Genomic DNA, 23,163 nt, shown 5'->3' on the forward strand with positions numbered 1-23,163 from the left:
AACCCATCGGGGCCTCGCGCCAGTTCATTTCAATAAGCGGAACAGATTGGAAAAGTCGTCAGTCCACATGATGCTCTTGACGGGTGTTGTACTAGCGCTTTTAGCTTTTTGCAATACCGGATTTTGCAGAAATTTCCGGTTGTTGCTGAGCAAGGCCCAGTCGGCGCGATACCAGCCCAGACTGTCTGATGGTTGCGATTGCACAAATAGATAGTCGTAGCCGGCATGCTCGGCCATGCCTCTCACCAGGGGCCGTAGATCCAGGTAGTGGTTGGTAATGTGAATGGCCAGTACGCCATCGGGACGTAGATGATGCAGATACAGTTCCAGAGCCTGCATGGTGAGCAGGTGCATGGGGATCGCGTCGCCGCTGAAGGCATCGAGAATTAACAAATCGAAGCCCTGGGGCGTTTCCCGCTCCAGGGCCAGGCGCGCATCGGACACGACGAGGTCGTAATTGGCGGCCGTATTTTTCAGGTAGGTAAAATAGGTCTGCGCCAGTTCGACGACGGCAGGATCGATGTCATAGACACGGAAATAGTCGTCCGGTTTGCCATAGGTCAGCAAGGTGCCCGTACCCAGACCGACCACGCCGATGCGCCGTCCGTGATCCCGGATAAAATGCGTCAGCGCCAGGCCGACCCCCGACTCATTGCCGTAATAAGCCGTGGGCAAATGCTGCTTGTCGGCCACCAGAAACTGAAAGCCGTGATCAATGGCGCCATGCCTCAAGACACGTTTGGCCAGTGCCGGATTGTTTACGGAACGGTCCTCGACGCGCAGCACCCCGTAAAAATTGCGGTTAACCAGCGTTTTTTCCGAGGCCGTCTGAAAAGCATGGTTGGCCAGATTCACGCCCAGCCAGATCAAGCCGGCGCCCGCCGATAACCAGACCAGCGGCTTGCGGCGTTTATCGTCCGATAATTGCTTGTCGACAGCTACAGCCCATAAGGTCAGCAGGCAGCAGGCGAACAGGGCAATATGGAATTCGAAATAAAGCGGAAACAACAAGGGCGCCAGGAGGGCGACGAAAACGCCGCCCAATGCTCCGCCCGCTGAAAGGGCAAGATAATAAGCGGTCAGCCGGTTGGGTTGGGGACGCATGCGATAAAGCTCGCCGTGACAGGTCATGCAGCAGCAAAACAACCCGGCGCTGTAAATGCCAATTTGCGCTTCCAGCGTGAAATTCTCCCTGCCATACAGCACCATGACCAGGGCGATCGCCGCAACAAACAGGGCGGGAATGAAAATCCGCCGTTGATACCAATCCTTGCGGGCAAAGCAGAAAACGAACGACAGCACATACAAGCTGAGCGGTACTATCCACAGAAACGGCACGCTTGCCACATCCTGGCAAAGCTGATTGGTGGCCGCCAGCAACAATGTCGTGGTAGCGGCAGGCAAGGCCAGCCAAAACAGCCACAACATGGCGGGAGACATCCGGTCCGAGATCAGCGTTTCATCGTCAGTGGCAACCGGCCTGGCAACAATGGCCTCCGCCTCGGCGAGGCGGCGAAAATCCAGTGCGACACCAGCGCATAGCAGCAGATAAATGACAAAGCCCACGGACCAGCCAAGCGTCTGTCCCCCCAATTTAAAATAGGGCTCAAACAAAAACGGATAGCTCAATAACGCCAGCAAGGAACCGAAATTGGATAGAGCATATAATGTGTAGGGCGAACGATACGGATTGATCCGGACGATCCAGGCCTGGAGCAGGGGGCTGGTGGTCGAAAGGATGAAGTAGGGTAAGCCGATGCTGCTGACCAGCAGTATGAGAATATCAAAGGTAGGCTGCTCGCTGCTCTCGGGCTTGAAGGATGGGTCGGGTGTCACCGGCAATGTCAACAGTGCAAGCAGCAATAACGCGACATGCAGGACAGCCTGGCGGCGAGCGGAGAAAAAATCGAGATTGAAGTGGGCGTATGCATAGCCCGCCAGCAAAAAGACCTGGAAAAAAAGCATGCAGGTAATCCACACCGCCGGGCTTCCGCCAAACCAGGGCAAGATGAATTTACCGATGAGCGGTTCGAGCTGGAATAACAAATAAGCGCCCCAAAAGCTGATAAACGCATACATGCTCCAGCGAAAACCCGCATATAAAGAACCTGGCATAAAGTTAACTCCAGAAAACAAAATCACAATATGTATAAGACTGAATAGGATTTGGTCGTCAATAATTTCCCTGTTTAAACATAGGATGTGCCGACGACAGGAGGCGCATCGTTCGCGAGCGATGCGCTTCGCTGTGCCGCCTGGAGCGCCTACTTTTGGTCAGCGCATCCTATGCAAGATTCCAGTTTCAGGAAGTCATTTTTAGCCAAATCCTTAGGTGTCATGGTTGGGGCGCTCAAATCGCTTCGAAAGGATTTATTTAGCCACAATTTTGGCAATTTTGCCATGTAAGGAAGAGGTCGGGCAGGTCGATGCGGCTAATGTTGTCATTGCCCATGCTCGTCAAGCATGCCGGGAATAAGGATTTGGGCGCTGTCAACAGACGAGGTCCTGGCCGTTGACACCTCACAAGGGTATTTAATATTATGAATTTCTAATGTTGCGTTCTTAAAACGGCACGGATCATTTTGTATTTTTACCTTGGAGAATCATCATGTCAGCATCCCACACAGATTATTCGGCTATCTGTGAGCTTTTCGACCGGTGTCTCGGACCGGTCATGTTCGAGCCGTACGCGGCCGATCTCGTCTGTCGCTTGCCCAAATTGGCCAATGGTTCCGTGCTTGAGATGGCCTGCGGTTCCGGCATTCTCACCGAGCAGTTGCGTCCCTATCTTACGTCCGGCGTTTCTCTGGTTGCAACCGATATCAGCCAGGCGATGCTCGATTATGCACGGACAAAACTGCACAAGCTTGAAGGTATCGACTGGCAACAGGCGGATATCGCCGACCTGCCATTCTCCGATGCTTCGTTTGACGCAGTGGCCTGTCAATTCGGACTGATGTTTGTGCAGGATAAGCACGCAGCCTTTCAGGAAATCCGCCGGGTGATGGTCAAGGGTGGCTTGCTTGCCTTCAATGTGTGGGATCGTATCGAGGATAATCCGCAGAATCTCATCGCACATGAAACCATCGGGCAATTTTTTCCTGAGAACCCGCCGAAGTTTTTCGAGGTGCCGCATGGATTTCATGATGTCGACCTCTTGCGGACTTTATTGAGCGCAAACGGATTTGATCAAATACAGATTGAGGCCGTGCCGTTGGCAGTATACAGCGATACCGCCAAGTCGCTTGCAACCGGACTGGTTGAGGGCGCGCCGGTGATTGCCGAAATTCAAGAGCGGGGTGGTTCCTCCGAGCCAATTGTCGAGGCTGTTGCGGCAGCCCTTGCGCAGGCCGGCGGGGAAGCTCCATTTCGCGCAACCATGCAGGCGATTGTAGTGACTGCGCGAGCGGTTGGCGTTTAACAAGTGCCATTCTGTCCGTCCGGATTAATCTTGACGGTCGCTTGCCATGATCGTCAGGAACAATCCGATTTATTGGCTGATGTTACGCGGACAATTGCCTCGGGTATCGGCAGGGTCGAATATTGAATTTCAAGACTCAATTATTGTCACTATTCCAGTTTTTGAAAAACCTGAACGTTTGGTACTACCACATTACTCTCTTATCGTAGTAGAATACGCGAACTCAATGGAGGCCGCCTTGGCGCCTCTTCAGCAATTACTGGCCCTTCGTCTAGCGGTAGGACTCTGGATTCTGATTCCAGCTGCCGGGGTTCGAATCCCTGAGGGCCAGCCAACTATTCATCAAGTCCCCTTTGGTTTATTTCCACTGTTTCTCTGTATTGACCGCATCGGGTCGGCCGGATTCGATCCCTGTCGTTGCGGCGTTTGCCTGCTTAAAGCGGCATACGGGGGCGGAATGGCTTGCCAGTTAAGCGCAGCCTCGGTCAATCCCGCAAGGGCAGCCAGGGATTAATCTCATTCAAAGTGTCGGTACAGGCGTTATGCCTGTTTTTTACGGATACTCCTGAAATGCATGGAATTTGACACATCCGATCGCTTCACTCCGGTTCCGATCCGTTCTTCTTCCCACGGCTTTCAAAGAAGCGCTCGACCATGGGAACCAAGGACAAAATCGCCAAGGCCAGAAGCGTACTCAATACGGCTGTCGCTTCCCGTCCAATGCCTACGGCCACGCCGATTGCCGCCGTTAGCCAAATGCCAGCGGCCGTGGTTAATCCCTTAACCTCCTTGGGTTGATTGCCCATAATAATGGTACCGGCCCCAAGGAATCCCACTCCCGCGATCAAGCCCTGCAACACGCGCGCTAGATCCGTAGTCGAGGCGCCGGTTTGTTGGGGAATGAGGATGAAGAGTGTCGCTCCGAGGGCAACCAGCATATGCGTTCGCAACCCTGCCGCCTTGCCCTTCATTTCCCGCTCGTATCCCAGTAGGCCGCCAAGGGCCGCGGAAATCAGGAGGCGCAGAGTAATAAGGGTTGCTTGGGTCGCATCGGGAATATCGGAGAATTCCAATAGCACGGTGTTCCATATCTCTTGCCACATACTTGTAGTTGCTCCTTGGTTTGTTTGCACTTCGTTAAGGGACCTTTAATGACCGTCTAAGGCACAGTCCAAGCACTTAGTCATCCTTGTTTCTGACAAGCGAAATTTGCACAATATTCATATAGTACGAATATCCTCAAGGCACGAGTGAGTTCGCATCTATAATTTACCCGCCAAAATAAAATTGATTGAGTACTGGCGGTGGTCAGCCGGGGGAGGGGGGGGCGGCTTATGGCCGATAATTGTTTTCTTCGGCTTGCGATCCTGGTCTTGGACGGAACGTACCGGCATTCATCAGGCTACCACCCAGAGTGAAGAATGGCAGCCTGTTTTTTGTTTCCATCTCAAGCTATGCAGGTGATTGATGGTTATCCCAATGTCCTGCCTATCAATTCGCCCAATCTAACCGTCTTGCCGGCCTTGAATTCGGCCTCCCATTGCATTTTATGCTGGCCGAATAAAACAATAATTGTGGAGCCCATGTTGAAACGGCCGACCTCTTCGCCGATTTTCAACGTAGGAGCATCATCCTGATACTGCCAACTGCGTACGGAGTGTATGGTCGGCGGTGACACGACACCATGCCAGACGGTTTCAATGCTGGAGACAAAAATGGCTCCGACCAGTACCAGTGCCATGGGACCTGCCTCCGTATCAAAAATGGCGGCCACGCGTTCGTTCCTGGCGAACAGCCCCGGTACGGAATTGGTCGTGGCGGCATTGACGCTGAACAGGCGGCCCGGGATGTGCACCATTTCTTTTAATGTGCCGGTCAAGGGCATGTGCAGGCGATGATAGTCTTTCGGCGATAAGTAAATGGTGGTGAAGGAACCATTATTGAAAGGTTCGGCGCGTTCCGGGCTGCCGCCCAGCAAATCCGTGGCGGTAAAGCTTTTGCCCTTGGCCTGAAAGATATCGCCGTCGGTGATGGCGCCCGCCTGGCTGACGGCACCGTCCGCGGGGCAGGCAATGGCGTTTCTGTCGGCGCAGAAAGGCCGGATGCCCGGCTTGAGTTCGCGGGTAAAGAAATGGTTGAAGCTTTTGTAGGCTTCGATATCCTGCTCCAGCGCTTCATTCATATTGACGCCGTAATGCCTGATGATCTGTTTGATGAACAGGTTTTTCCAGAGGCGGTTCTCAGAATGCGTCAGCACGCTCATCATTTGGGATAAGGTGTGATGCGGTAAAGCATATTGCGGTAAGGTCGTCAGGGCTTCTTTTATATTCATGAATGATTACTGTCGGGTATTTTGCCGCTTAGGAAATAGGCAAAAGCGATGACTTCCGCGACGGCAATATAGAGTTCATTGGGTATTTCTTCACCTAACGGAATTTGAGCCAGAATTCTTGCCAATTCCGGCTCGGTTTGTAGCGGGATTCCGTGTTGTTCGGCGATTTGCAGAATGTGCTCGGCTGTAAGGCCTTGACCTTTGGCGGTCACTTTCGGCGCATTCGTGCCATCGTACTTCAACGCGATGGCGATATCGCTGGTGAAATAGGTCTTGGGCATATCCGATCAGGGTAGGCTGACCAGTTCCGGTGCGCGCCAGTCGCTGTTTCTATGTTCTACGACGACAGTCGTGTAAATCCCGCCGCGCACATTAAATTCGGCGCGGATGCGCATGAAGTTGGGAGATATGGCTTTGACGATATCATTCAGTATTTCATTGGTGACGGCTTCATGAAAAGCGCCTTGCTCGCGGAAAGACCACATATACAGCTTCAGTGATTTCAATTCCACGCAAAGCGCGGCCGGCACATACTCGATCGTAATCTTGGCGAAGTCCGGCTGGCCGGTTTTTGGGCACAGGCAGGTAAATTCAGGAATATCGATGCGTATCGTATAATCGCGGCCCCGTTGCGGGTTATCGAAGATTTCCAGGTCTTTGCTCGGTTGTGTTGTCATTGTTGCGTGATAAGTAAAAAGTAAATAAAAAGTCGAAACTCAGCAGAATATCGTTAATAATACGCGGTTATTTTAATTCAAGTGCAGGGATATTCATACCAGTTATGAAACTGGAAAAAATCAAGCTTTCAGGTTTCAAATCATTTGTCGATCAGACGGTCATCCCGATTACCGGCAATTTGACGGCGATAGTCGGGCCTAACGGCTGCGGGAAGTCCAATATTATCGATGCGGTACGCTGGGTCATGGGTGAAAGTTCCGCCAAGCACCTGCGCGGGGGCAGTATGGCGGACGTGATTTTTAACGGTTCATCCGGGCGCAAGCCGGTCAGCACCGCTTCCGTCGAATTGGTTTTCGACAACAGCGAAGGCAAGTTGGGCGGCGAGTATGCGCAATACGATACCATTGCCATCAAGCGCCAGGTCAGTCGCGATGGTCAATCTTTATATATGCTGAACGGCTCGCGTTGCCGGCGCAAGGATATCACCGACATATTTCTGGGTACGGGTCTGGGCTCCCGCAGTTATGCCATTATCGAACAGGGCACGATCTCGCGCATGGTCGAAGCCAAACCCGAGGATTTAAGGATACATATCGAAGAAGCGGCCGGTATTTCCAAATACAAGGAGCGTCGTCATGAAACCGAAGCGCGCATGAAGCATACGCGCGAAAACCTGGAGCGGTTGAATGATCTGCGCGAGGAAGTCGAGAAACAGCTCAAGCATCTGCAAAAGCAAGCGGAAAAAGCCGAAAAATACACCGAACTTAAAAAGCAGGAACGCCAGTTCAGGCTGGAACTGCTGGCCATGCGCTGGAATGCCTATCATCAGGCCGCGCAGCAGTTGGAAATAAAACTGCAGGCCGTGGCTGCCGAGCATAACCGCCTGTTCGTTCAGTTGCGTGATATCAATAACAGCCTGGAGGACAAGCGTGTAGAGCATAAAGTCCAACAGCAGCATACGGCCAGCTCTCAGGGCGAATATTATCAGGTCGTCGCGGAAGTCAGCGGTCTGGAACAGGCAATCAAGCACAATGAGATGAGCCATGAGGAAACCCGGCTGGAAATCAACCGTTCCCGTCAGCAGGCTGATCAGGCATTAAGCGAACTTCAGGCCGATGTGCAGCAGTTGGAAGAAATACGACAGGCTCTGGAAGAATCCGAAGAAGCTTTGATTGTCGCTGAGGAAAGGCAAGATGAGGTTTTGCATCTTCAGCAGGAATCGCAGCATCAAAGAACATCCTGGCAGCAGCAATGGGAAGCGTACCGTACTGAAAGTGCGAAATACAAGGAACAGGCTGAAGTGCATCGGGTAAAGACCGGTCAATTGGAAAGCCAGAGCCGGCAATTGCAGATCCGTCTGGATAAATTGCATGGCGAGCGTGATGAGTTGTCGGCCAGCCAGCTGCAAACGGATATCGAGACGCTGGATGCCGGCATCGAGCTGATTGAATCGCAACGCGCCGATCTGCAGAGCCAACTGGAGCAGCTCCATCAGCAAATTCGCGAGCAGCGCCAGCAGGTCAATGTCTTGCACGATGAGCTGCATGCGCGCCGCTCGGAAATGCATGGCGTGAAAGGCAAGATCACCTCGCTGGAATTACTTCAGCAGCATGCCATGGGCAAGGATAATAAAAATCTGACTGCCTGGCTGGCGCAAATGAATCTGGCCGATAGCCAGCGCCTGGCGGAATTTCTGGAAGTGGATTCAGGCTGGGAGACGGCCGTGGAAACCGTGTTGGGCGGTTATCTGGAAGCGATCTGCATCGACAGCGCCGATGCCGTCATGCCGGGATTGCCGCATTTGGCAAACGAATCGCTGACGTTGGTTGAGACCAGTCGCAGAAATTCGGCAGAAGCAGGTGCGCCGCAGACGCAATTGCTTGATAAAGTAAAGGCGCCGTGGGATTTAAGCGATCTGCTGTCCGGGGTTTATTGCGCTGACACGGCTGAAGCGGCAAGAACCCTGTCGACCCGGCTCAAGCCGTACGAGTCCGTCATTACGCCGGACGGGACTTGGTTCGGACCGGGCTGGCTGAAAATTATCCGCGCCAAGGACAGTAAAACCGGCGTGTTGCAGCGCGAGAAAGAGCTGCGCCTGCTGAAGCATAGGCAGGAAGAATTACAGTTTGAAATTGAAGGCTTCGAAGATCAGTTGGAAACAACTGAAGCGAGCTTGAAAGAGGCGGAAGTCAATCGCGAGTCCATGCAGCGGCAGGATAGCAGTCTGGGTTCTGAGTTATCGCTTAAAAATGCTGAATTCAGTGCCTATTCGGCACGTTGGGAGCATCAGCAGCGCAGGCTCGACCAAGTTCGCCAAGAAATAGACGATATCGTCCACGAGACTACCGAAAACGCGGCGTTGATTGCGGAGTCCCGCTTGCTGCGGGAAGAAGCTGAACAGGCTTTGACAACACTGGATCAGGAAAGGCAAAGCCTGGAAGCGCTGAACCAGGAACTGCAGTCCCGGCAGCATGAGGCCGAACAATCCGTTCATGAAGCCCGGCAGCAGGTCTATAGCATCAAGGCGCAGGTTGAATCATTAAAGTCGTCGGAAAACCTGACCGCCAGACAGATTGAACGTTTGCAGGTACAACATCAGCAGGCGGTTGAGCGCATTGGCGAGCTGGAGAAAAAGCTACAGCAAACCCTGGCGCCGCTGGACCAAGAGAAGCAGCAACTGGAGCAATTGTACTCAAGCAAGGACCGGCTGGAGGCCGATCTGAAAACACAACGCCAGGCCCAGGATGAACTCGAATTGGTGATTACCCATTTATCGGAAGAGCAGGTTCGTGTACAAAGGGCTCTCGAAAGCGAGAAGGAAGCGCTCGATAAAATACGTTTTGAGCTCAAGGAAAGCAAGGTTCGCCAGCAGACAGTCAATGAACAGCTTAAGGAAATCGATGCCGATGCCGAACAGGTGCTGAAAAACCTGTCCGAGCAGGCCGAAGAGCAAAGCTGGAAACGAAGAGTCGACGATTTGACGGCTCAAATTGAACGTTTGGGTACAATTAACCTGACCGCGATAGAAGAATACAAAGCGCAGTCGGAACGCATGGATTTCCTGAATGAGCAGCACGCGGATCTGATTGAGGCCCTGCAGACGCTGGATCAGGCGATCAGCAAAATTGATAAGGAAAGCAGGCTGCGTTTTAAAGAAACTTTCGATAAAATAAACGGCGGTTTGCAGGAAAAATTCCCCAAGTTGTTTGGCGGCGGTCAAGCTTATCTGGAATTGACCGAGCAGGATTTGCTGGAATCGGGTGTCAACATCATTGCCCGGCCTCCCGGTAAAAAGAACAGCTCCATTCATTTGTTATCAGGCGGAGAAAAAGCGCTAACGGCCGTTGCGCTGGTGTTTTCGATCTTTGAACTTAATCCGGCGCCTTTCTGTTTGCTGGACGAAGTCGATGCGCCTTTGGATGATGCAAATGTTGGAAGATTTTCACGAATGGTTGAAGAAATGTCGGCATCTGTTCAGTTTTTATATATTTCCCATAACAAGGCCACCATGGAAATTGCAAAACAACTGGCAGGTGTTACTATGAAAGAGCCGGGCGTCTCCCGGATGGTCGCGGTTGATATTGAAGAAGCAGTGAGTTTGGCGGAAAACTAATGGATAAAGAAATATTGAGAATTGTAATTATAGCAACCGGACTGGTTGTCATTATCGGCATGTTGCTTTGGGCTTTTTTAAGAAACAGAAAAACACAACATGACATGGATTTTTATGGTGGCGGAGAAGCGCCTAAAGGTGCCGACGAAACGCTGTCATTCAAAGAGGATTACAGCGATGACTTTGAAATTAGGCCTATAAATTCCACTAAACGCGGCACTCATTATGCCGAAAAATCGAATCATCATGATGAAAGCGATGATGACTATTATGAGCCGGAAGACGATGATTATGTCGAACCGCCGCCTCGGTTTGTCGCTCCTGAAATTATCCAGTTCAGCCTGATGGCCAAAAACGAGGAAGGTTTTAACGGTGTGGATCTGGTGAGAGCGTTTGAAATGGTCGGGCTTGAATATGGCAGTTTGAAAATCTTTGAGCGACTGGATGCTAACCGGTTGGTCGATTTCGGCGTTGCCAGCATGGTTGAGCCAGGCACTTTTCCGTCCACGGATCTGGATACATTCTATTGCCCGGGCATCGTGTTTTTTATGCAGCCTGAAGCAGTTGACGATGCGCAGGCCGTTTTTGACGACTACGTGCAAACCATCCAATTATTGGCTGCAGAATTGAATGGCGTGATCCGTGATCATCAAAGGCAGCCTTTGACGGAAACCACAACCCGACTGATTCGGCAAAGCTTGTAAATCACTGATGCTTAACAGCGTGCAATTAAAAATTCTTCATGACTCCGAGCCGGATACAATATTATCACCCGATCTTATCGGACAAATCGCCGCCCAGGCCGATGCCAGTCAACTGACGGATGAGCAACTGCTTGAGTTTTTAAAAATCTGCAATGTGCTATATCGCGGCGGTGAACCGCTGATTTCCGATTATCTCTATGATTCGGTGTTTTTGGCTGAACTGCAGCGCAGACATCCGCATCATCCTTATCTGGAAGCGGTGGAGCCGGAAAAAGCCTTTGTCGGCAAGACGGTCGCTTTGCCCGAGAAAATGCTATCCACTGATAAAGCCTACAAGCCGGACGAGATTAATCGCTGGTTAACACGCATAGAGAAAGCCGCTGAAGAAATCAATGTTGATCCATCCGGGTTAATGTTTAGAGTTACCCCTAAACTGGATGGTTATGCGGCATACGATGACGGGAAGATCCTGTACACGCGCGGGGATGGCCGTAAGGGCACCGACATTAGCCGGGTTTTTGAACGAGGACTGATCGTTGGCGGTAACGGTCAAAGAGGGCAAGGTGCGGGCGAAATTGTCGTCAGCCAAAACTATTTCAATACTTACCTGGCCGATTATTTCGAAAATGCCCGTAATTTCCAGGCCAGCATTATCCGGGAAAAAGAGCTGGAACCACATGCGCTGGAAGCGATACGAAATCATGCCGCGATTTTTTATCCATTTTCGCAGTTGCCCGGGAGACACGTCTCTGCCGCGGAGATCCGGGCTGATTTCTCCAATATTGTTGAAGAAGTGCGTTCAATGGTCGATTATGATGTTGATGGCGTGATTTTCGAAGTAACGCATGATGCGGTAAAAAAGCACATGGGCGCAACGCGGCATCATCACCGGTGGCAGATTGCCTATAAAAACAATATCGAAACGGCCACGGTCAAGGTATTGAGAGTCACGCCGCAAACCTCACGTTCCGGGCGCGTTAATCCGGTTGCCGAGTTGGAGCCTACCAGGCTCAGCGGTGCCATGATTTCCAGGGCGACAGCGCACCATTATGGCATGGTCAAAGGGCAGGGCATAGGCGCTGGCACTATTATAGAATTGACCCGCAGTGGTCTCGTTATACCTAAAATTGAGCGCGTCATTACACCACAATCTCCGCAGATTCCGGACAGATGCCCCAGTTGCGGCAGCGAGCTGGTCTGGGACAGTGATTATTTGTATTGTTTGAACACAACGCAATGTCCAGCCCAAATTGAAAACACAATTGAGCATTTTTTCAGGACGTTGGCGAATGTCGACGGTTTTGGCCTTAAAACAATCGAAAAACTGCATGCTGCAGGAGTCAACTCGGTTTATGCGGTTTATCAATTGGATATGGAACAGCTTCAGAAGATGGGGTTTGGCGATAAAACCGCTCAAAATTTATTAGATCAATTGCAACGCAGCAGAAATGAAGCGATCGAAGACTGGCGGTTTCTGGGTGCCTTCGGGATTTACAGAATGGGGCTCGGTAATTGTGAGCGTCTGCTTCAGCACTATCACCTGACGGATATCTTTAAACTGACGGTTGAAGATATCACCGCTATTGAAGGATTTGCGGAAAAAACCGCCGTGGCGGTGGTAGAGTGTCTAAAAAAAGTTGAACATGACTTTATGCAAATTTATCAATTAGGCTTCAATCTGATCCCAACGCCTTTGATAAGCGAGCAACAGCAAACAAGCAGTCCGGTTTCAGGTAAAACGATCGTGTTTACCGGTACAATGCAGCACGGCAAACGCGATGATATGAAAAAAGAAGCCAAGCGCCTAGGGGCGAAAGTCGCCGATTCGGTCACGGGAAAAACCGACTATCTGGTGACAGGCGCCGAGGTGGGGGCGGCGAAAATCAATGCCGCCATGCAAAAAGGCGTCCGTGTCATCAGTGAAGAAGAGTATCTGTCATTATTAAGCGGGTAGCTCTCAGATCTCACCTTCGTTTAAATTTTAGTTTAGCGAAGCACTTGGGGCTAGAGTGCTGATCGGCAATTAAGCGAAAACAAAGCCTATTCGTCTAGTATGGGAATATTTTCATAAGTATTTTTGTGTGCGATAACGCACATATTTTTTTACTGTTGCGATTAAACTACATTTTATTATTTTTAAACAACGGGTATACTGTCTAACAGGAAGATCGTTCTTCGTCGACTCTCGGCATTTGGAGCATTACTGGCCGAACCAAAACTAACATGCTAACGCAGATCAACATTTAAGGATTAATTTATGCAAACACAAGATGAGTACAAACAAAAACAAACAAACCAACTGCATGAGTTGAGCGTTAAAACCGACGCTGGAATTGCAAAGAAAAATGCTCTGGTAAAAACCCGCTTACTGGCGCTTGCATTGTCAGGCATGAGCGTGGTGTCGGCTGCTCAGGCTGAAGATTACCGGGAACATGATTCGGTTACTGATGATCGTTGGTATGTTGCACCTTTCGGTACATTTATTAAATCCGGCGGTGACCGGAACGCGAAGGATGGCTGGGGCGGCGGTATGGGCTTCGGTAAAATGCTCGATGAACATTTTAACATTGAGCTGAGAGGCTTCTACCAGGGCTTTGGCGGTTACTCCGATCCTGTGACTGACCAAGGCGGGCGCTGGGATTTAACCGGCGGCACTGCGGATCTTCAATATTATTTCTTCCGCGATAAATTCTCGCCATATGCGGTAATGGGTATAGGTGGCATGAATACTAGCGTCGGAGGCAACAGCGGAGCATCCATTATTGGTGAGGGCGGTGTCGGCTTTACCTATGAACTACATGATAACTTTTTATTACGCAGCGATGTGCGTTACCGTTACAACAACAATTTCAACGCACATTTTCTCCCAGGAACCGACGAATATCATGACATGACGGTTAATGTTGGTTTCGTTATTCCGTTCGGCGACAAGCCGAAAGCGGCAGTAAGATCCGAAGCTCCTGTGGCGCCTGTTGCAGCAGCTCCTGAGCCCGATTGCTCAGCGCTTGATTCTGATAACGATGGTGTCAACGATTGCCTGGACAAATGTCCGAACACAATGAGTGGTACCAAGGTCGATTATTCGGGCTGTCCTATGAGTATCGAACTGAAAGGCGTCAACTTCGAATATAATTCAGCCCAGTTGACTGAAAACGCGAAAACGATTCTGGACGGTGTCGCTGCGAACTTGATTGAAACTTCCCAGAAAAAGGATATTGAAGTACAAGGTCATACCAGCAGCGAAGGCAGCAGTGCGTATAACTTGAAATTGTCGCAACGTCGTTCGCAGTCGGTTGCCAATTACCTCAAGAGTAAAGGCGTTACCGACAAATTATATGCTAAAGGTTATGGCGAGGATTTCCCAATAGCGGATAACAGCACGGAAGAAGGCAGAGCTCAAAACCGTCGCGTGGAATTAATCTGGATTGGTGATTAAAAATCCCGAAGCCGAAAGGCTAGGCGAATTTTTGTCATGAATAAAAAACCCGCTGTATAGGCGGGTTTTTTATTGGATAAGCAAATATTCAGACAGATGCATCAGGCTGCCCAGTTATTAAGTTAGATAACTAGAAAAACTGGCCTTTGTATCTATCAACTGACAAATAGATTGATGGTATCTGAAATTTGTTGTTTAGCATCTTGCAGAATTTGTAATGACATATTAGGCGATAATGTTTTATTGCCGAATTTTTGATAAGCCGGCAAGGTGCTGATTAACGGCAGGGTTGCCGCTTCATGAGTGCCTATCAGGCTATGAAACTTCGCCAATAAAACGATATCACTCAAGATTAGTGATTTACCGCTGTCGTAATACCAATCTTCAACGTCTGAAGGAATTCTGGCCAATCCATTAGAAAATCCCCATTTGTCAAGAATCCAGGAACCTAGATGGCCTTGTATCAATAACAGGCATTGATCAAGTTCCTCAGGCTGATAAGCATCATCGCTCAGTTTTTCCGCAAATTTCAGGATGGGCAAGGAGCCAAGGTTATGTAAAAGTCCGGCCAGCAACGCTTCCTCAGGATCGGCTTTTTGGGTCAGGACGGCTAAGGCATGGCTAATGCTGGAAATCCGGATACTTTCTTTCCAGAGATTTTGAATTCTCGTGTTGAAGCTTTTTTTGTTACTCCGGAAAAGGCTGTTCATGCTGAGGCTGGTGACAATATTGCGGGTTGTGGCTATGCCGAGTCGATTGACTGCATCCAGACAGCTGGAGGTGGGATTTATGGTTCGGTATAAAGGACTGTTCGTGAAGTGGATCAACTTTGATGTGATGACAGGATCCAGGCTGATAATTTTAGCGGCTTCGCCGGTACCGAGATTTTTTTGTATGGCGGCATGTAATTTTAAAGCGATATCGGGAATACTCGGAATTTCCAGTTTATTTTGTTTGAAATGATAAGAAAACAGTGTAAAAAAGGCGTTGTTTTCTAATTGCTCCGGAATAAATGAATCGCAAATCAGAGGATTTATTTTATTTTTATTTCGAGGAATATCGGACTGAGCTATGTAAATAACCGTGGTTTCGGATTTTGCGATTGCGGTGAGTAGATGCTCTGGGCCATTGGATAAAGGGTAATAGGCCTGTAATGTATTTTCAGTGATTTCCTGCCCCGTGCCATTACCGGCTTCCAGGTAAACGGTGCCTTTAAAAAGGTATATCAAACACTCATTTCGAGAGCCCTGATTGAAAATTATCGAACCTGAGCGAAATACTGCCGAATGGATGGGTAACTGCCGCAACTTTTCGGAAGACAAGTAACATACCGGAACTAACTGCTTCAAAAAATCAAGCGGCAGGTCAGCAATATCGGTTTTAATGCGATCAGCGAGTTCGGGTTCTGGATTTATAGTAGCTACAGAAGACTTTTTAAATTCCGTTAATAGCTTTCTTTTTTCTAAAAGTTTCCTGAACATAAAATGCAAATATAAAAAGAAGTTCAGATTGAGAGAATAATCCAAAACAGCATTTATTGTCTCATTTTTAATATAGTCGCGGGGGATGAACAAGCCTTCAGCAATAGCTGATCGGCCTAAAGCTGAGAGACTTTATATGGCGTTTGTTGTATTTGATAACGCTTGAATTAGCGCTGATAAAGATATTGCAGGGCACTTCAATCGCCAGATTAAACAGAGTGCCGGTCAGTCTTAGGATATATTTTTGCAGGTTTGATGCGCGACGATTCCAAAACGCTGCACTCATTGCAAAGTCGCAAGTTGATTTTTTGCCAGCACTGTACCGATTTTTTAATGCAGTGCTGGCGTCAGCATTTTTGCCAGGTCGTTCTTGATACGATAGCCAGCACTTTGAGTGAATTTATATAGATCAACTTCGCCGCTATCGGATTCGTATTGACTCGGCAAATACGACAGATCAGAGAAAGTCAGTAAAATTACTTACTGACCTGAGCGATCCAGTCTTGCAGATTGTAGTAGTTGGTGATGCGCGCGACTTTGTTATCACGGATTTCAAAAAAAGCACCGGCCGGCAGGCGGTATTTTTGACCTTTTGCTTCAGGCAAACCTTCGTCGGTTTTCAAATACTCGCCCAGGACGACGAATTCAGCTGCGGCACGGCTGCCGTCCGGAGTCGCCATGATAACCATATCGATAAGTTGCTCTTTGTAATTGTTATTCATGCCTCCCATAAACTGCTTGAAAGCTTCTTTACCGATTTCGCGTTTGCCCTGGTTGATGTCATGAATGACATCGTCGGTGAGCAGGCTCAGAAAAGTATCCATGTCCGCGCTGTTGAAAGCGGCATAATATTGCTCAATCAGTTTGATGCTGTCTTGGTTCATAGTGATCCTATCGTTCGAGTTAAAAAATAACGCCTATTTTATAGTTAAACCGCGTTTTTGCCTTATTATTTTGCAATAAATAGTTTTCCAATTAACGATTGGCAGGAGTTTTGATAAATGGTACGGCAAACCGATTTGCAACCCGTTGCAGGCGGGGGACTATTGGACCGGCGCTTGTTTTTAAAGCGCGGTTTGTCTTTTTCCGTTGCTGTCGCTTTAGCGCCCGAAACGCTCGCTTCGGCCAGCGATAATGAACGTTTGGCGTGGATGCAAAAACCGGGCGAACCTTTTTCCAATTATGGCCAGCCTTCGCCGCACGAGCGCAAAACCATCCGTTGGACCATGGGCAACAGCATGGCGCCTGGCAATGGAGTATCGTGGGCGCCATTACAGGATATGGAAGGCATCATAACACCCAGCGGCTTGCATTTTGAACGCCATCATAACGGCGTGCCACAAATCGATCCCGATAAACACCAATTGTTGATCCATGGTCTGGTCAACAAGCCACTGGTTTTTGACATGGCAACTTTGCAGCGTTACCCGATGCAGTCCTGTTACGCGTTTGTCGAATGCGGTGGCAACAGCAATGCCGGCTGGCGCGAAGAGCCGATTCAAACTGCTGTTGGTTATTTTCATGGCATGGCTTCGTGTAGTGAATGGACAGGCGTGCCTTTGCGGATAATACTTGACGAAGCCAAGCTAAAAGGTAGGGCGAAATGGATGGTTGCGGAAGGCGCCGATGCTGCCGTCATGAATATCAGTATTCCCATGGAAAAAGCGCTTGATGATTGCCTGCTGGCTATCTATCAAAACGGCGAGCGCATCAGGCCGGAGAACGGCTATCCCTTGCGCCTGATCGTACCGGGGTGGGAAGGCGTGCTGAACGTCAAATGGTTAAGACGCCTGCACATCACCAACAGGCCAGTCATGGCCAGAAATGAAACCGCAAAATATACCGAATTAATGCCTTCCGGAAAATCACGGCAGTTTACTTTCGTCATGGATGCCAAATCGCTGATCACCAGTCCGTCGTTCGGCCATAAGCTCGATAACAAAGGTTTGTATCAGGTTAGCGGCCTGGCCTGGAGCGGGCGGGGCAGGATCAGCAAGGTTGAAATCTCGGCGGATGGTGGCCAGACCTGGGCCGAGGCTCAACTTCAGGAACCGGTGTTACCCAAGTGTTTTACCCGCTTCAGAATTCCCTGGCAGTGGAATGGCAAGAAAATGATATTGAAAAGCCGCGCCATTGATGAGACAGGCTATGTGCAGCCGGAGCGCGACGCACTGATCATGCGGCGCGGCCGGTATGGCTATTTTCATTACAATGCCATCGTCAGCTGGGAAATATCGCCGGAAGGGAGTGTCAGCCATGTTTTCGCGTAGCTTGATGCTCTGTTTTTGCTTCTGTCTTTGTCATGGGGTGCAGACGGAAAAGAGCGGACCCAATTTGGGCAGGGCCGCCTCCGAGGATCTGATAAAGAACTGGAACATCGATGTCTTTCCTGACGGTGAAGGTCTGCCCGCAGGTAACGGCAATGCCGTCACAGGTAAACGGGTTTACGAAGCGCATTGCCTGTCCTGTCATGGTGTCGATGGTGAAGGCAGCAGTGCCGATGAACTGGCCGGAGCCCGACATTCATTAACCGATAATCCACCTGATAAGACAATCGGTACTTATTGGCCTTATGCGACGACAGTTTTCGATTTCACGCGCCGGGCAATGCCATTGAATGCGCCCGGCAGTCTGAGCCATGATCAACTTTATGCCGTCACTGCCTATTTGCTCTACCTGAACGGGATTATTAAGGAAACTGATATTATTAATGCCGAAACACTACCCAAGGTTGAAATGCCGAATCGGGAGGGGTTTATACAAATTGGAACAGAATGATCCACTTTAATCAATATCCCTTGCTGGTTTTAAACCTCGGCCTTCAGGCTGAAAGGAGTGCTCCGCAAAAAGCGAAGCGCGGTTGTTTTCTCGGTTGCGGATTGGGAAACCATTTACCAATAATTGGTTCCATCCCGCAGAGATGGTTCCTTATTGCTCAATAGCTTAAAACTTCGTTCTCTCGATACCAGTGCTTGAAGTGCTTGAGTCAGCCTTGGATTGAGATCCGTTTGCTGCTGTCCACTTTGGTTGATACGCCGATCGAAACCATTCCGAGGATCGCCGAACAACACGGAGGCGTATAAATTAGTCCAGTCAAGCATGTTGATTAATTTCTTGACATGCTGAACCTAGAGTTTAGACTTGGGCGCTATATTATATCTAGATAATGCATTATTTTTGTAGTAAGCAAGCTTATATCCTGTTCGCCGTAATGGCTGCTTAGTTATTACGTAGGACATAACAATAACCATAAAAAGGAAATGAGTATGAAAAAATATTTTGCAGAATTCTTTGGAACATTCTGGTTGGTCCTCGGTGGCTGCGGCAGTGCGGTATTGGCGGCCGGGTTTCCAGATGTCGGTATCGGTTTTCTCGGAGTTTCGCTGGCTTTCGGTTTGACGGTATTGACCATGGCTTACGCAATCGGGCATATTTCCGGTTGTCATTTGAATCCTGCGGTTTCCGTCGGGCTCTGGGCAGGCGGCCGGTTCCCGGCGAGCCAATTACTGCCTTATATCGTCGCTCAAGTCCTTGGTGCCATTGTGGCGGGAGGTGTTCTTTATTTGATCGCCAGCGGCAAGGCAGGGTTTGATGTTTCGGCAGGCTTCGCTTCCAATGGCTATGCCGAACATTCTCCTGGCGGCTATTCCTTGTCCGCGGCCTTGCTCACGGAAGTTGTCATGACAATGATGTTTGTGCTAGTCATTCTTGGCGCGACAGATGCGCGCGCGCCGTTGGGTTTGGCACCTATTGCTATCGGTTTTTGCCTTACTCTGATTCACCTGATCAGCATTCCTGTGACCAATACTTCAGTAAATCCAGCACGTAGTACCGGCGTCGCCATTTATGTTGGCGATTGGGCTATAGCTCAGTTATGGCTATTTTGGGCGGCGCCTATCGTTGGTGCTCTGCTGGGTGCGGTAATCTACCGTTTCATTGGCAGCCCGGAAGAAGATTGAAAAGTTTCGTTCAATGATTTGCTTCAATGGCGCTATGCGTCGCCTTTGAAGTCAATTCAGAATGATTAGCTAATTTATGCTCGTCATTTCAATCATCACGAATAAAATTCTGCTCATGCTTCACTGATGGCTGTTTCGGATGCCCCGGTTTTTATATATTCGGCTAGATAAGGTGCTTTTCTCAGGTTAAACAGATTGGGTTCGTAATATCCTACATAGCTAGCTGCAAATAACGAGCTATCGAGTTTTTTTATTGGGGTCACCATCGGTCTGCCGAAGTGGTAGCCTTGGGCATAGGCAATGCCGATTTTTTCTATGGCCCTAAATTCATCGGCTGTTTCGATACCTTCGGCAATGACTTTACAGTTTAATGCCGTCGCTATGTTTTGAATGGACTTGACAAAATTCATCTTGACCGGGTCCTCGTGCAGTTTTTGAATAAAGTGTTTATCTATTTTTACATAGTCGGGCAGTAATTCCGACCATAGCCTTAATCCCGAATAACCGGCACCCAAATCGTCCAGTGCGATTTCAAACCCCATGTTCCGATAATGAATGACAGCTTCCCGCATCAATTCATAATCATCAGTCGGCTGATGTTCCGTGAGTTCAATGATGACAGAGTGCGGATCAACGCCAAATTGTTTCAGAAGCCTCAGAGTTTCGCCTTTTTTGAATTTCGGTTGCAAAAGTACAGAAGGACTTACGTTTATAAACAGTTTTTCCTTGATGTCTAAATTTGCATAGCTTTTTATAGTGATTTCCCGGCAGATGAATTCCAGTTTGGTGCTTAAATCGAAGTTTTCGGCGGCGGCAAACAGATCGAATGGACTATGCAACGGGCTATCGTAAGGCCCCCGAATCAATGCTTCATAACCCATGATTTTTTTTTGAGTTAAAGACACGATGGGCTGAAAATGGGGGGTTAATTTTTTGCCGCCTATAATGGCGATTAATTCATTAATCATTTGGAAGAATAATTGCTGGAGACTTCTGTTGTTCCGCAAGAATAGGGTGCCTTTATTACAAGAATATGACAAACAGAAAAAATGCCAACAAGACTTCTTGAGCTGGATTTAATGGGTTACAAAAGTTTTATTGTTCGCCTATTTATTGATACAGACATTCGGTCAAAATATACTCGATGCATAAGGATGAAGTAATATCTGGGCGGTAGAATATTGAAAACTTGCGCTGCTAAATAGAAAAAATCTTTAATTCGACATAAAAATTAATACATGTTTTTGAGGCCGGTTATCTCGTAGCGTCAGGCTTCGATCTTTTAATTAACGGATTTAATAAGAAAGAAAATGAACCAAAAATTATCATTGAAACAATCAAAACTCATCGCCATTTTGGCAGGAGTATTGATTATTACCATAGCAATCTCTGTATTTTTTTATATTGAAGAAAGTAAGAAAAATTCGGGATTTTTATTGAAAAATCACTCCGGCAAGCCCGATCATATAACGGCTTTGAAAGACTTATTCGGCGCCGCCGATCCAAGCGGCAAGGCGAGAGTTTCGGCTAATGAATTGAGCAGTATCTGGTTTGAGCAATCATTCAAGTTGGGCAGCGATGATTTTCATGTCGTATTCGCGAAAACTCAGGAAGTCGATCCGCAAACCGGAGCAATCGTTGAAGCACACGCGCAAGGTGTTAAAGTGGGTGCCGTCACTTACAAGCAGACCGACGGCCGCTGGCAGGTCGTGTCAAAACAACCGAAATTTGGCGATTTCGGAGAGTGGGGGGATGCCTCGGAAGTCAAACAGGCGGAAGTTCTGCAATTATCGCCAGATAACATCGCATTTATGATTGATACCGGGGCCGGTATGGGGGGATTTTTCGAGTCGGGAAAAGCACTGTTTGCCTTTTCGAAAAACAACTGGCGCGATCTTGGATACGTTCAAACGGATGCGGACAACTCCGGCATATGCGACGAAGCATCTGAACGGGCATCTTCTGCTGAAGGCGGCTCGATACCGTGCTGGAGTTATACGGGGGCCATATCGACGGTTTCCGGCCAAAATACTGAATACCCTGATTTGCTAGTCACTCGTACCGGCACTGAAAGCGGTGAAAACGGTGTTTCCATAATGCCCGCCAAGAATGTGATTTACATTTTTAACGGTGAGAAGTATATCGACGCTTCAAAGCTGTAATAGCTGGGAGTAAAAATGGCGCAGAAAAAGTTGCTTAGGCGGCAAGCTTGGCTTCTTATAAAAAGCGTACTTTGACCAGCATGAGCTCAGCTCCTGCTTATTTTTAAGGGAATATATCAGCGTGAAAATCCATGTACATACCGAAGCACTTTGAAGAACCCAGGACCGAAGTCATGCATGACCTGATCCGGGGCCATCCTCTTGCTACTTTGATTACGCTGTCCAAAAGTGGACTGGATGCGAATCACATTCCTTTGCTCTTATCGACAGCGCCATCGCCGTTTGGCGTTTTGCAGGGCCATGTCGCTCGCTCCAATTCCATGTGGCTCGACTTGGCAAAAGATGTTGAGGTACTGGCTGTATTTCATGGCCCTAATGCCTACATTACTCCATCCTGGTACGCTTCCAAGCAGGAAAACGGAAAAGTGGTGCCGACCTGGAATTATGCCGTTGTCCATGCCTACGGCTGGCTGCGCGTTATCGACGATACAGCATGGTTGCGTTCTCAGCTTGAGGCGCTGACTACCCATAGTGAGTCGGCTTTTTCCGAGCCATGGGCCGTATCGGATGCGCCCTCTGAATTTATCGAAAAACTGATCGGGTCTATCGTCGGCATCGAAATTAACATTACAAAATTGTCAGGAAAATGGAAAGTGAGTCAGAATCAGCCGGAACGAAATCAGGACAGCATCATTTCCGGGTTAAGGACGTGCGGAAACCCTGAGGCTATATCAATGGCTGTGCTGATGGAGGCCGAGGCCAAAAAGGCGCGCTGATTCCTCAATAGAATTAAAAAGAAATTGTATAGCCGGCCGGTTACTTCACGTCAATCAATACTTGGAAGGAAATAAAGATTAATGAACAACGACAGCGCAGCGCTTTGGGTGCTTGGTCATAGGATTCGCCCTCTCGATACCGATGATTCTTATGGCTTGATAGAAGTTACCTCGCCGCCTCATGTACCGGGCCCGCCTCCGCACTACCACAAGAGCGAAAATGAGTTTTTCCTGGTCATCAAGGGAACTTTGGATGTTATGAGCAATGGGGAATGGCAAAAACATTCCGCCGGCAGTTTTGTCGATCTGTCGCCCAACACTGTTCACACATTCATCAACAATACGGAAGAAGCGGTTGTGTGGATCACGGGCTGGCGTCCCAAAGGCTTTCAACAATTTTTTCGAGACTTTGGCATTCCGGTGCATGAATCTCAGGCTCAGGAGCGATCCGTTGAGGGCGATTTAATTCAGAAGGTAGTGCTTAGCGTAGAGCGATACGGAATGTATATGGCCGACTAACGGTTTATCATGCCCTCAAGGCAAAGTGAAGAAAAGGGTTGTCCTGGCTATGAACGGGACAACCCTTGATTGAAGCCGGTTT

19 protein-coding genes and 1 tRNA gene are annotated in these 23,163 nt (G+C 48.9%); 12 read left to right on the forward strand and 8 right to left on the reverse strand.

What is annotated here, in order from left to right:
- Nucleotides 1–24: 24 nt before the first annotated feature.
- Nucleotides 25–2,115 carry a spermidine synthase gene (locus METMA_RS0118415; protein WP_152565022.1) on the reverse strand — a complete coding sequence of 697 codons (2,091 nt, stop codon included), beginning with the start codon at nucleotides 2,113–2,115 and terminating at the stop codon, nucleotides 25–27.
- 493 nt (nucleotides 2,116–2,608) lie between these two features.
- On the opposite strand from METMA_RS0118415, the gene METMA_RS0118420 reads away from it, so the two are divergent.
- Together METMA_RS0118420 and METMA_RS0118425 are read left to right on the forward strand one after the other, a co-directional pair.
- Complete coding sequence (locus tag METMA_RS0118420) at nucleotides 2,609–3,421, forward strand: class I SAM-dependent methyltransferase (protein WP_027147444.1); 813 nt, start codon at nucleotides 2,609–2,611, stop codon at nucleotides 3,419–3,421.
- A 260-nt stretch (nucleotides 3,422–3,681) separates the two neighbouring features.
- Nucleotides 3,682–3,755 (forward strand) — tRNA-Gln (locus METMA_RS0118425).
- A 265-nt stretch (nucleotides 3,756–4,020) separates the two neighbouring features.
- On the opposite strand, the gene METMA_RS0118430 is transcribed toward METMA_RS0118425, so the two are convergent.
- The 4 genes from METMA_RS0118430 to queF form a co-directional block, all read right to left on the reverse strand.
- On the reverse strand, nucleotides 4,021–4,524 hold the full coding sequence (locus METMA_RS0118430) for an MgtC/SapB family protein (protein WP_020160588.1): 504 nt from the start codon (nucleotides 4,522–4,524) through the stop codon (nucleotides 4,021–4,023).
- Nucleotides 4,525–4,892: 368 nt separating this feature from the next.
- Complete coding sequence (gene asd / locus METMA_RS0118435; RefSeq protein ID WP_020160589.1) at nucleotides 4,893–5,753, reverse strand: archaetidylserine decarboxylase; 861 nt, start codon at nucleotides 5,751–5,753, stop codon at nucleotides 4,893–4,895.
- On the reverse strand, nucleotides 5,750–6,034 hold the full coding sequence (locus METMA_RS0118440) for an EscU/YscU/HrcU family type III secretion system export apparatus switch protein (RefSeq protein ID WP_020160590.1): 285 nt from the start codon (nucleotides 6,032–6,034) through the stop codon (nucleotides 5,750–5,752). The genes asd and METMA_RS0118440 overlap by 4 nt, the downstream gene beginning before the upstream one ends.
- 6 nt (nucleotides 6,035–6,040) lie before the next feature.
- Nucleotides 6,041–6,430, reverse strand: coding sequence for a preQ(1) synthase (gene queF / locus METMA_RS0118445; RefSeq protein WP_020160591.1), 390 nt, complete (start codon nucleotides 6,428–6,430; stop codon nucleotides 6,041–6,043).
- A 104-nt stretch (nucleotides 6,431–6,534) separates the two neighbouring features.
- Here queF and smc point away from each other — a divergent pair, with 104 nt between their 5' ends.
- The 4 genes from smc to METMA_RS0118465 all read left to right on the forward strand — a co-directional run bounded on the left by smc (nucleotide 6,535) and on the right by METMA_RS0118465 (nucleotide 14,184).
- Nucleotides 6,535–10,044: a chromosome segregation protein SMC gene (smc, locus tag METMA_RS0118450; RefSeq protein ID WP_020160592.1), complete on the forward strand. Its 3,510-nt coding sequence runs from the start codon at nucleotides 6,535–6,537 to the stop codon at nucleotides 10,042–10,044.
- On the forward strand, nucleotides 10,044–10,748 hold the full coding sequence (locus METMA_RS0118455) for a cell division protein ZipA C-terminal FtsZ-binding domain-containing protein (protein ID WP_020160593.1): 705 nt from the start codon (nucleotides 10,044–10,046) through the stop codon (nucleotides 10,746–10,748). The genes smc and METMA_RS0118455 overlap by 1 nt, the downstream gene beginning before the upstream one ends.
- A 7-nt stretch (nucleotides 10,749–10,755) precedes the next feature.
- On the forward strand, nucleotides 10,756–12,702 hold the full coding sequence (locus tag METMA_RS0118460; protein WP_020160594.1) for a helix-hairpin-helix domain-containing protein: 1,947 nt from the start codon (nucleotides 10,756–10,758) through the stop codon (nucleotides 12,700–12,702).
- 303 nt (nucleotides 12,703–13,005) lie between these two features.
- Nucleotides 13,006–14,184 carry an OmpA family protein gene (locus tag METMA_RS0118465; protein WP_020160595.1) on the forward strand — a complete coding sequence of 393 codons (1,179 nt, stop codon included), beginning with the start codon at nucleotides 13,006–13,008 and terminating at the stop codon, nucleotides 14,182–14,184.
- 155 nt (nucleotides 14,185–14,339) lie between these two features.
- On the opposite strand, the gene METMA_RS0118470 is transcribed toward METMA_RS0118465, so the two are convergent.
- Together METMA_RS0118470 and METMA_RS0118475 are read right to left on the reverse strand one after the other, a co-directional pair.
- Complete coding sequence (locus tag METMA_RS0118470; protein WP_020160596.1) at nucleotides 14,340–15,758, reverse strand: HDOD domain-containing protein; 1,419 nt, start codon at nucleotides 15,756–15,758, stop codon at nucleotides 14,340–14,342.
- A gap of 383 nt (nucleotides 15,759–16,141) precedes the next feature.
- Nucleotides 16,142–16,549 (reverse strand): ketosteroid isomerase-related protein, encoded by a 408-nt coding sequence (locus tag METMA_RS0118475; RefSeq protein ID WP_020160597.1) that lies wholly within the window; start codon nucleotides 16,547–16,549, stop codon nucleotides 16,142–16,144.
- A 117-nt stretch (nucleotides 16,550–16,666) separates the two neighbouring features.
- Here METMA_RS0118475 and soxC point away from each other — a divergent pair, with 117 nt between their 5' ends.
- The 3 genes from soxC to aqpZ all read left to right on the forward strand — a co-directional run bounded on the left by soxC (nucleotide 16,667) and on the right by aqpZ (nucleotide 19,624).
- Nucleotides 16,667–17,935: a sulfite dehydrogenase gene (soxC, locus tag METMA_RS0118480; RefSeq protein ID WP_020160598.1), complete on the forward strand. Its 1,269-nt coding sequence runs from the start codon at nucleotides 16,667–16,669 to the stop codon at nucleotides 17,933–17,935.
- A complete protein-coding gene (locus METMA_RS0118485) occupies nucleotides 17,922–18,443 on the forward strand; it encodes a c-type cytochrome (protein ID WP_232216453.1) in 522 nt (173 codons plus the stop codon). Before soxC ends, METMA_RS0118485 begins: the two co-directional genes overlap by 14 nt.
- A gap of 488 nt (nucleotides 18,444–18,931) precedes the next feature.
- A complete protein-coding gene (gene aqpZ, locus METMA_RS0118490; RefSeq protein WP_020160600.1) occupies nucleotides 18,932–19,624 on the forward strand; it encodes an aquaporin Z in 693 nt (230 codons plus the stop codon).
- Between the two features lie 113 nt (nucleotides 19,625–19,737).
- On the opposite strand, the gene METMA_RS0118495 is transcribed toward aqpZ, so the two are convergent.
- Nucleotides 19,738–20,664 carry an EAL domain-containing protein gene (locus METMA_RS0118495; protein ID WP_232216383.1) on the reverse strand — a complete coding sequence of 309 codons (927 nt, stop codon included), beginning with the start codon at nucleotides 20,662–20,664 and terminating at the stop codon, nucleotides 19,738–19,740.
- Nucleotides 20,665–20,934: 270 nt separating this feature from the next.
- On the opposite strand from METMA_RS0118495, the gene METMA_RS0118500 reads away from it, so the two are divergent.
- From METMA_RS0118500 to METMA_RS0118510, 3 genes are all read left to right on the forward strand, one after another.
- Complete coding sequence (locus METMA_RS0118500) at nucleotides 20,935–21,786, forward strand: hypothetical protein (protein ID WP_020160602.1); 852 nt, start codon at nucleotides 20,935–20,937, stop codon at nucleotides 21,784–21,786.
- Nucleotides 21,787–21,917: 131 nt separating this feature from the next.
- On the forward strand, nucleotides 21,918–22,562 hold the full coding sequence (locus tag METMA_RS0118505) for an FMN-binding negative transcriptional regulator (RefSeq protein WP_027147447.1): 645 nt from the start codon (nucleotides 21,918–21,920) through the stop codon (nucleotides 22,560–22,562).
- Nucleotides 22,563–22,643: 81 nt separating this feature from the next.
- Entirely contained in the window at nucleotides 22,644–23,081 is a 438-nt protein-coding gene (locus METMA_RS0118510; RefSeq protein ID WP_020160604.1) for a cupin domain-containing protein, read from the forward strand.
- Nucleotides 23,082–23,163: the final 82 nt, after the last annotated feature.

Source organism: Methylobacter marinus A45 (assembly GCF_000383855.1).
Classification (GTDB): Bacteria; Pseudomonadota; Gammaproteobacteria; order Methylococcales; family Methylomonadaceae; genus Methylobacter; species Methylobacter marinus.

Coding starts and splice junctions, on each gene's coding strand:
- METMA_RS0118415 (WP_152565022.1), bottom strand. CDS start 2,115: ATGCCAGGTTCTTTATATGCGGGTTTTCGCTGGAGCATGTATGCGTTT.
- METMA_RS0118420 (WP_027147444.1), top strand. CDS start 2,609: ATGTCAGCATCCCACACAGATTATTCGGCTATCTGTGAGCTTTTCGAC.
- METMA_RS0118430 (WP_020160588.1), bottom strand. CDS start 4,524: ATGTGGCAAGAGATATGGAACACCGTGCTATTGGAATTCTCCGATATT.
- asd (WP_020160589.1), bottom strand. CDS start 5,753: ATGAATATAAAAGAAGCCCTGACGACCTTACCGCAATATGCTTTACCG.
- METMA_RS0118440 (WP_020160590.1), bottom strand. CDS start 6,034: ATGCCCAAGACCTATTTCACCAGCGATATCGCCATCGCGTTGAAGTAC.
- queF (WP_020160591.1), bottom strand. CDS start 6,430: ATGACAACACAACCGAGCAAAGACCTGGAAATCTTCGATAACCCGCAA.
- smc (WP_020160592.1), top strand. CDS start 6,535: ATGAAACTGGAAAAAATCAAGCTTTCAGGTTTCAAATCATTTGTCGAT.
- METMA_RS0118455 (WP_020160593.1), top strand. CDS start 10,044: ATGGATAAAGAAATATTGAGAATTGTAATTATAGCAACCGGACTGGTT.
- METMA_RS0118460 (WP_020160594.1), top strand. CDS start 10,756: ATGCTTAACAGCGTGCAATTAAAAATTCTTCATGACTCCGAGCCGGAT.
- METMA_RS0118465 (WP_020160595.1), top strand. CDS start 13,006: ATGCAAACACAAGATGAGTACAAACAAAAACAAACAAACCAACTGCAT.
- METMA_RS0118475 (WP_020160597.1), bottom strand. CDS start 16,549: ATGAACCAAGACAGCATCAAACTGATTGAGCAATATTATGCCGCTTTC.
- soxC (WP_020160598.1), top strand. CDS start 16,667: ATGGTACGGCAAACCGATTTGCAACCCGTTGCAGGCGGGGGACTATTG.
- METMA_RS0118485 (WP_232216453.1), top strand. CDS start 17,922: ATGTTTTCGCGTAGCTTGATGCTCTGTTTTTGCTTCTGTCTTTGTCAT.
- aqpZ (WP_020160600.1), top strand. CDS start 18,932: ATGAAAAAATATTTTGCAGAATTCTTTGGAACATTCTGGTTGGTCCTC.
- METMA_RS0118500 (WP_020160602.1), top strand. CDS start 20,935: ATGAACCAAAAATTATCATTGAAACAATCAAAACTCATCGCCATTTTG.
- METMA_RS0118505 (WP_027147447.1), top strand. CDS start 21,918: ATGTACATACCGAAGCACTTTGAAGAACCCAGGACCGAAGTCATGCAT.
- METMA_RS0118510 (WP_020160604.1), top strand. CDS start 22,644: ATGAACAACGACAGCGCAGCGCTTTGGGTGCTTGGTCATAGGATTCGC.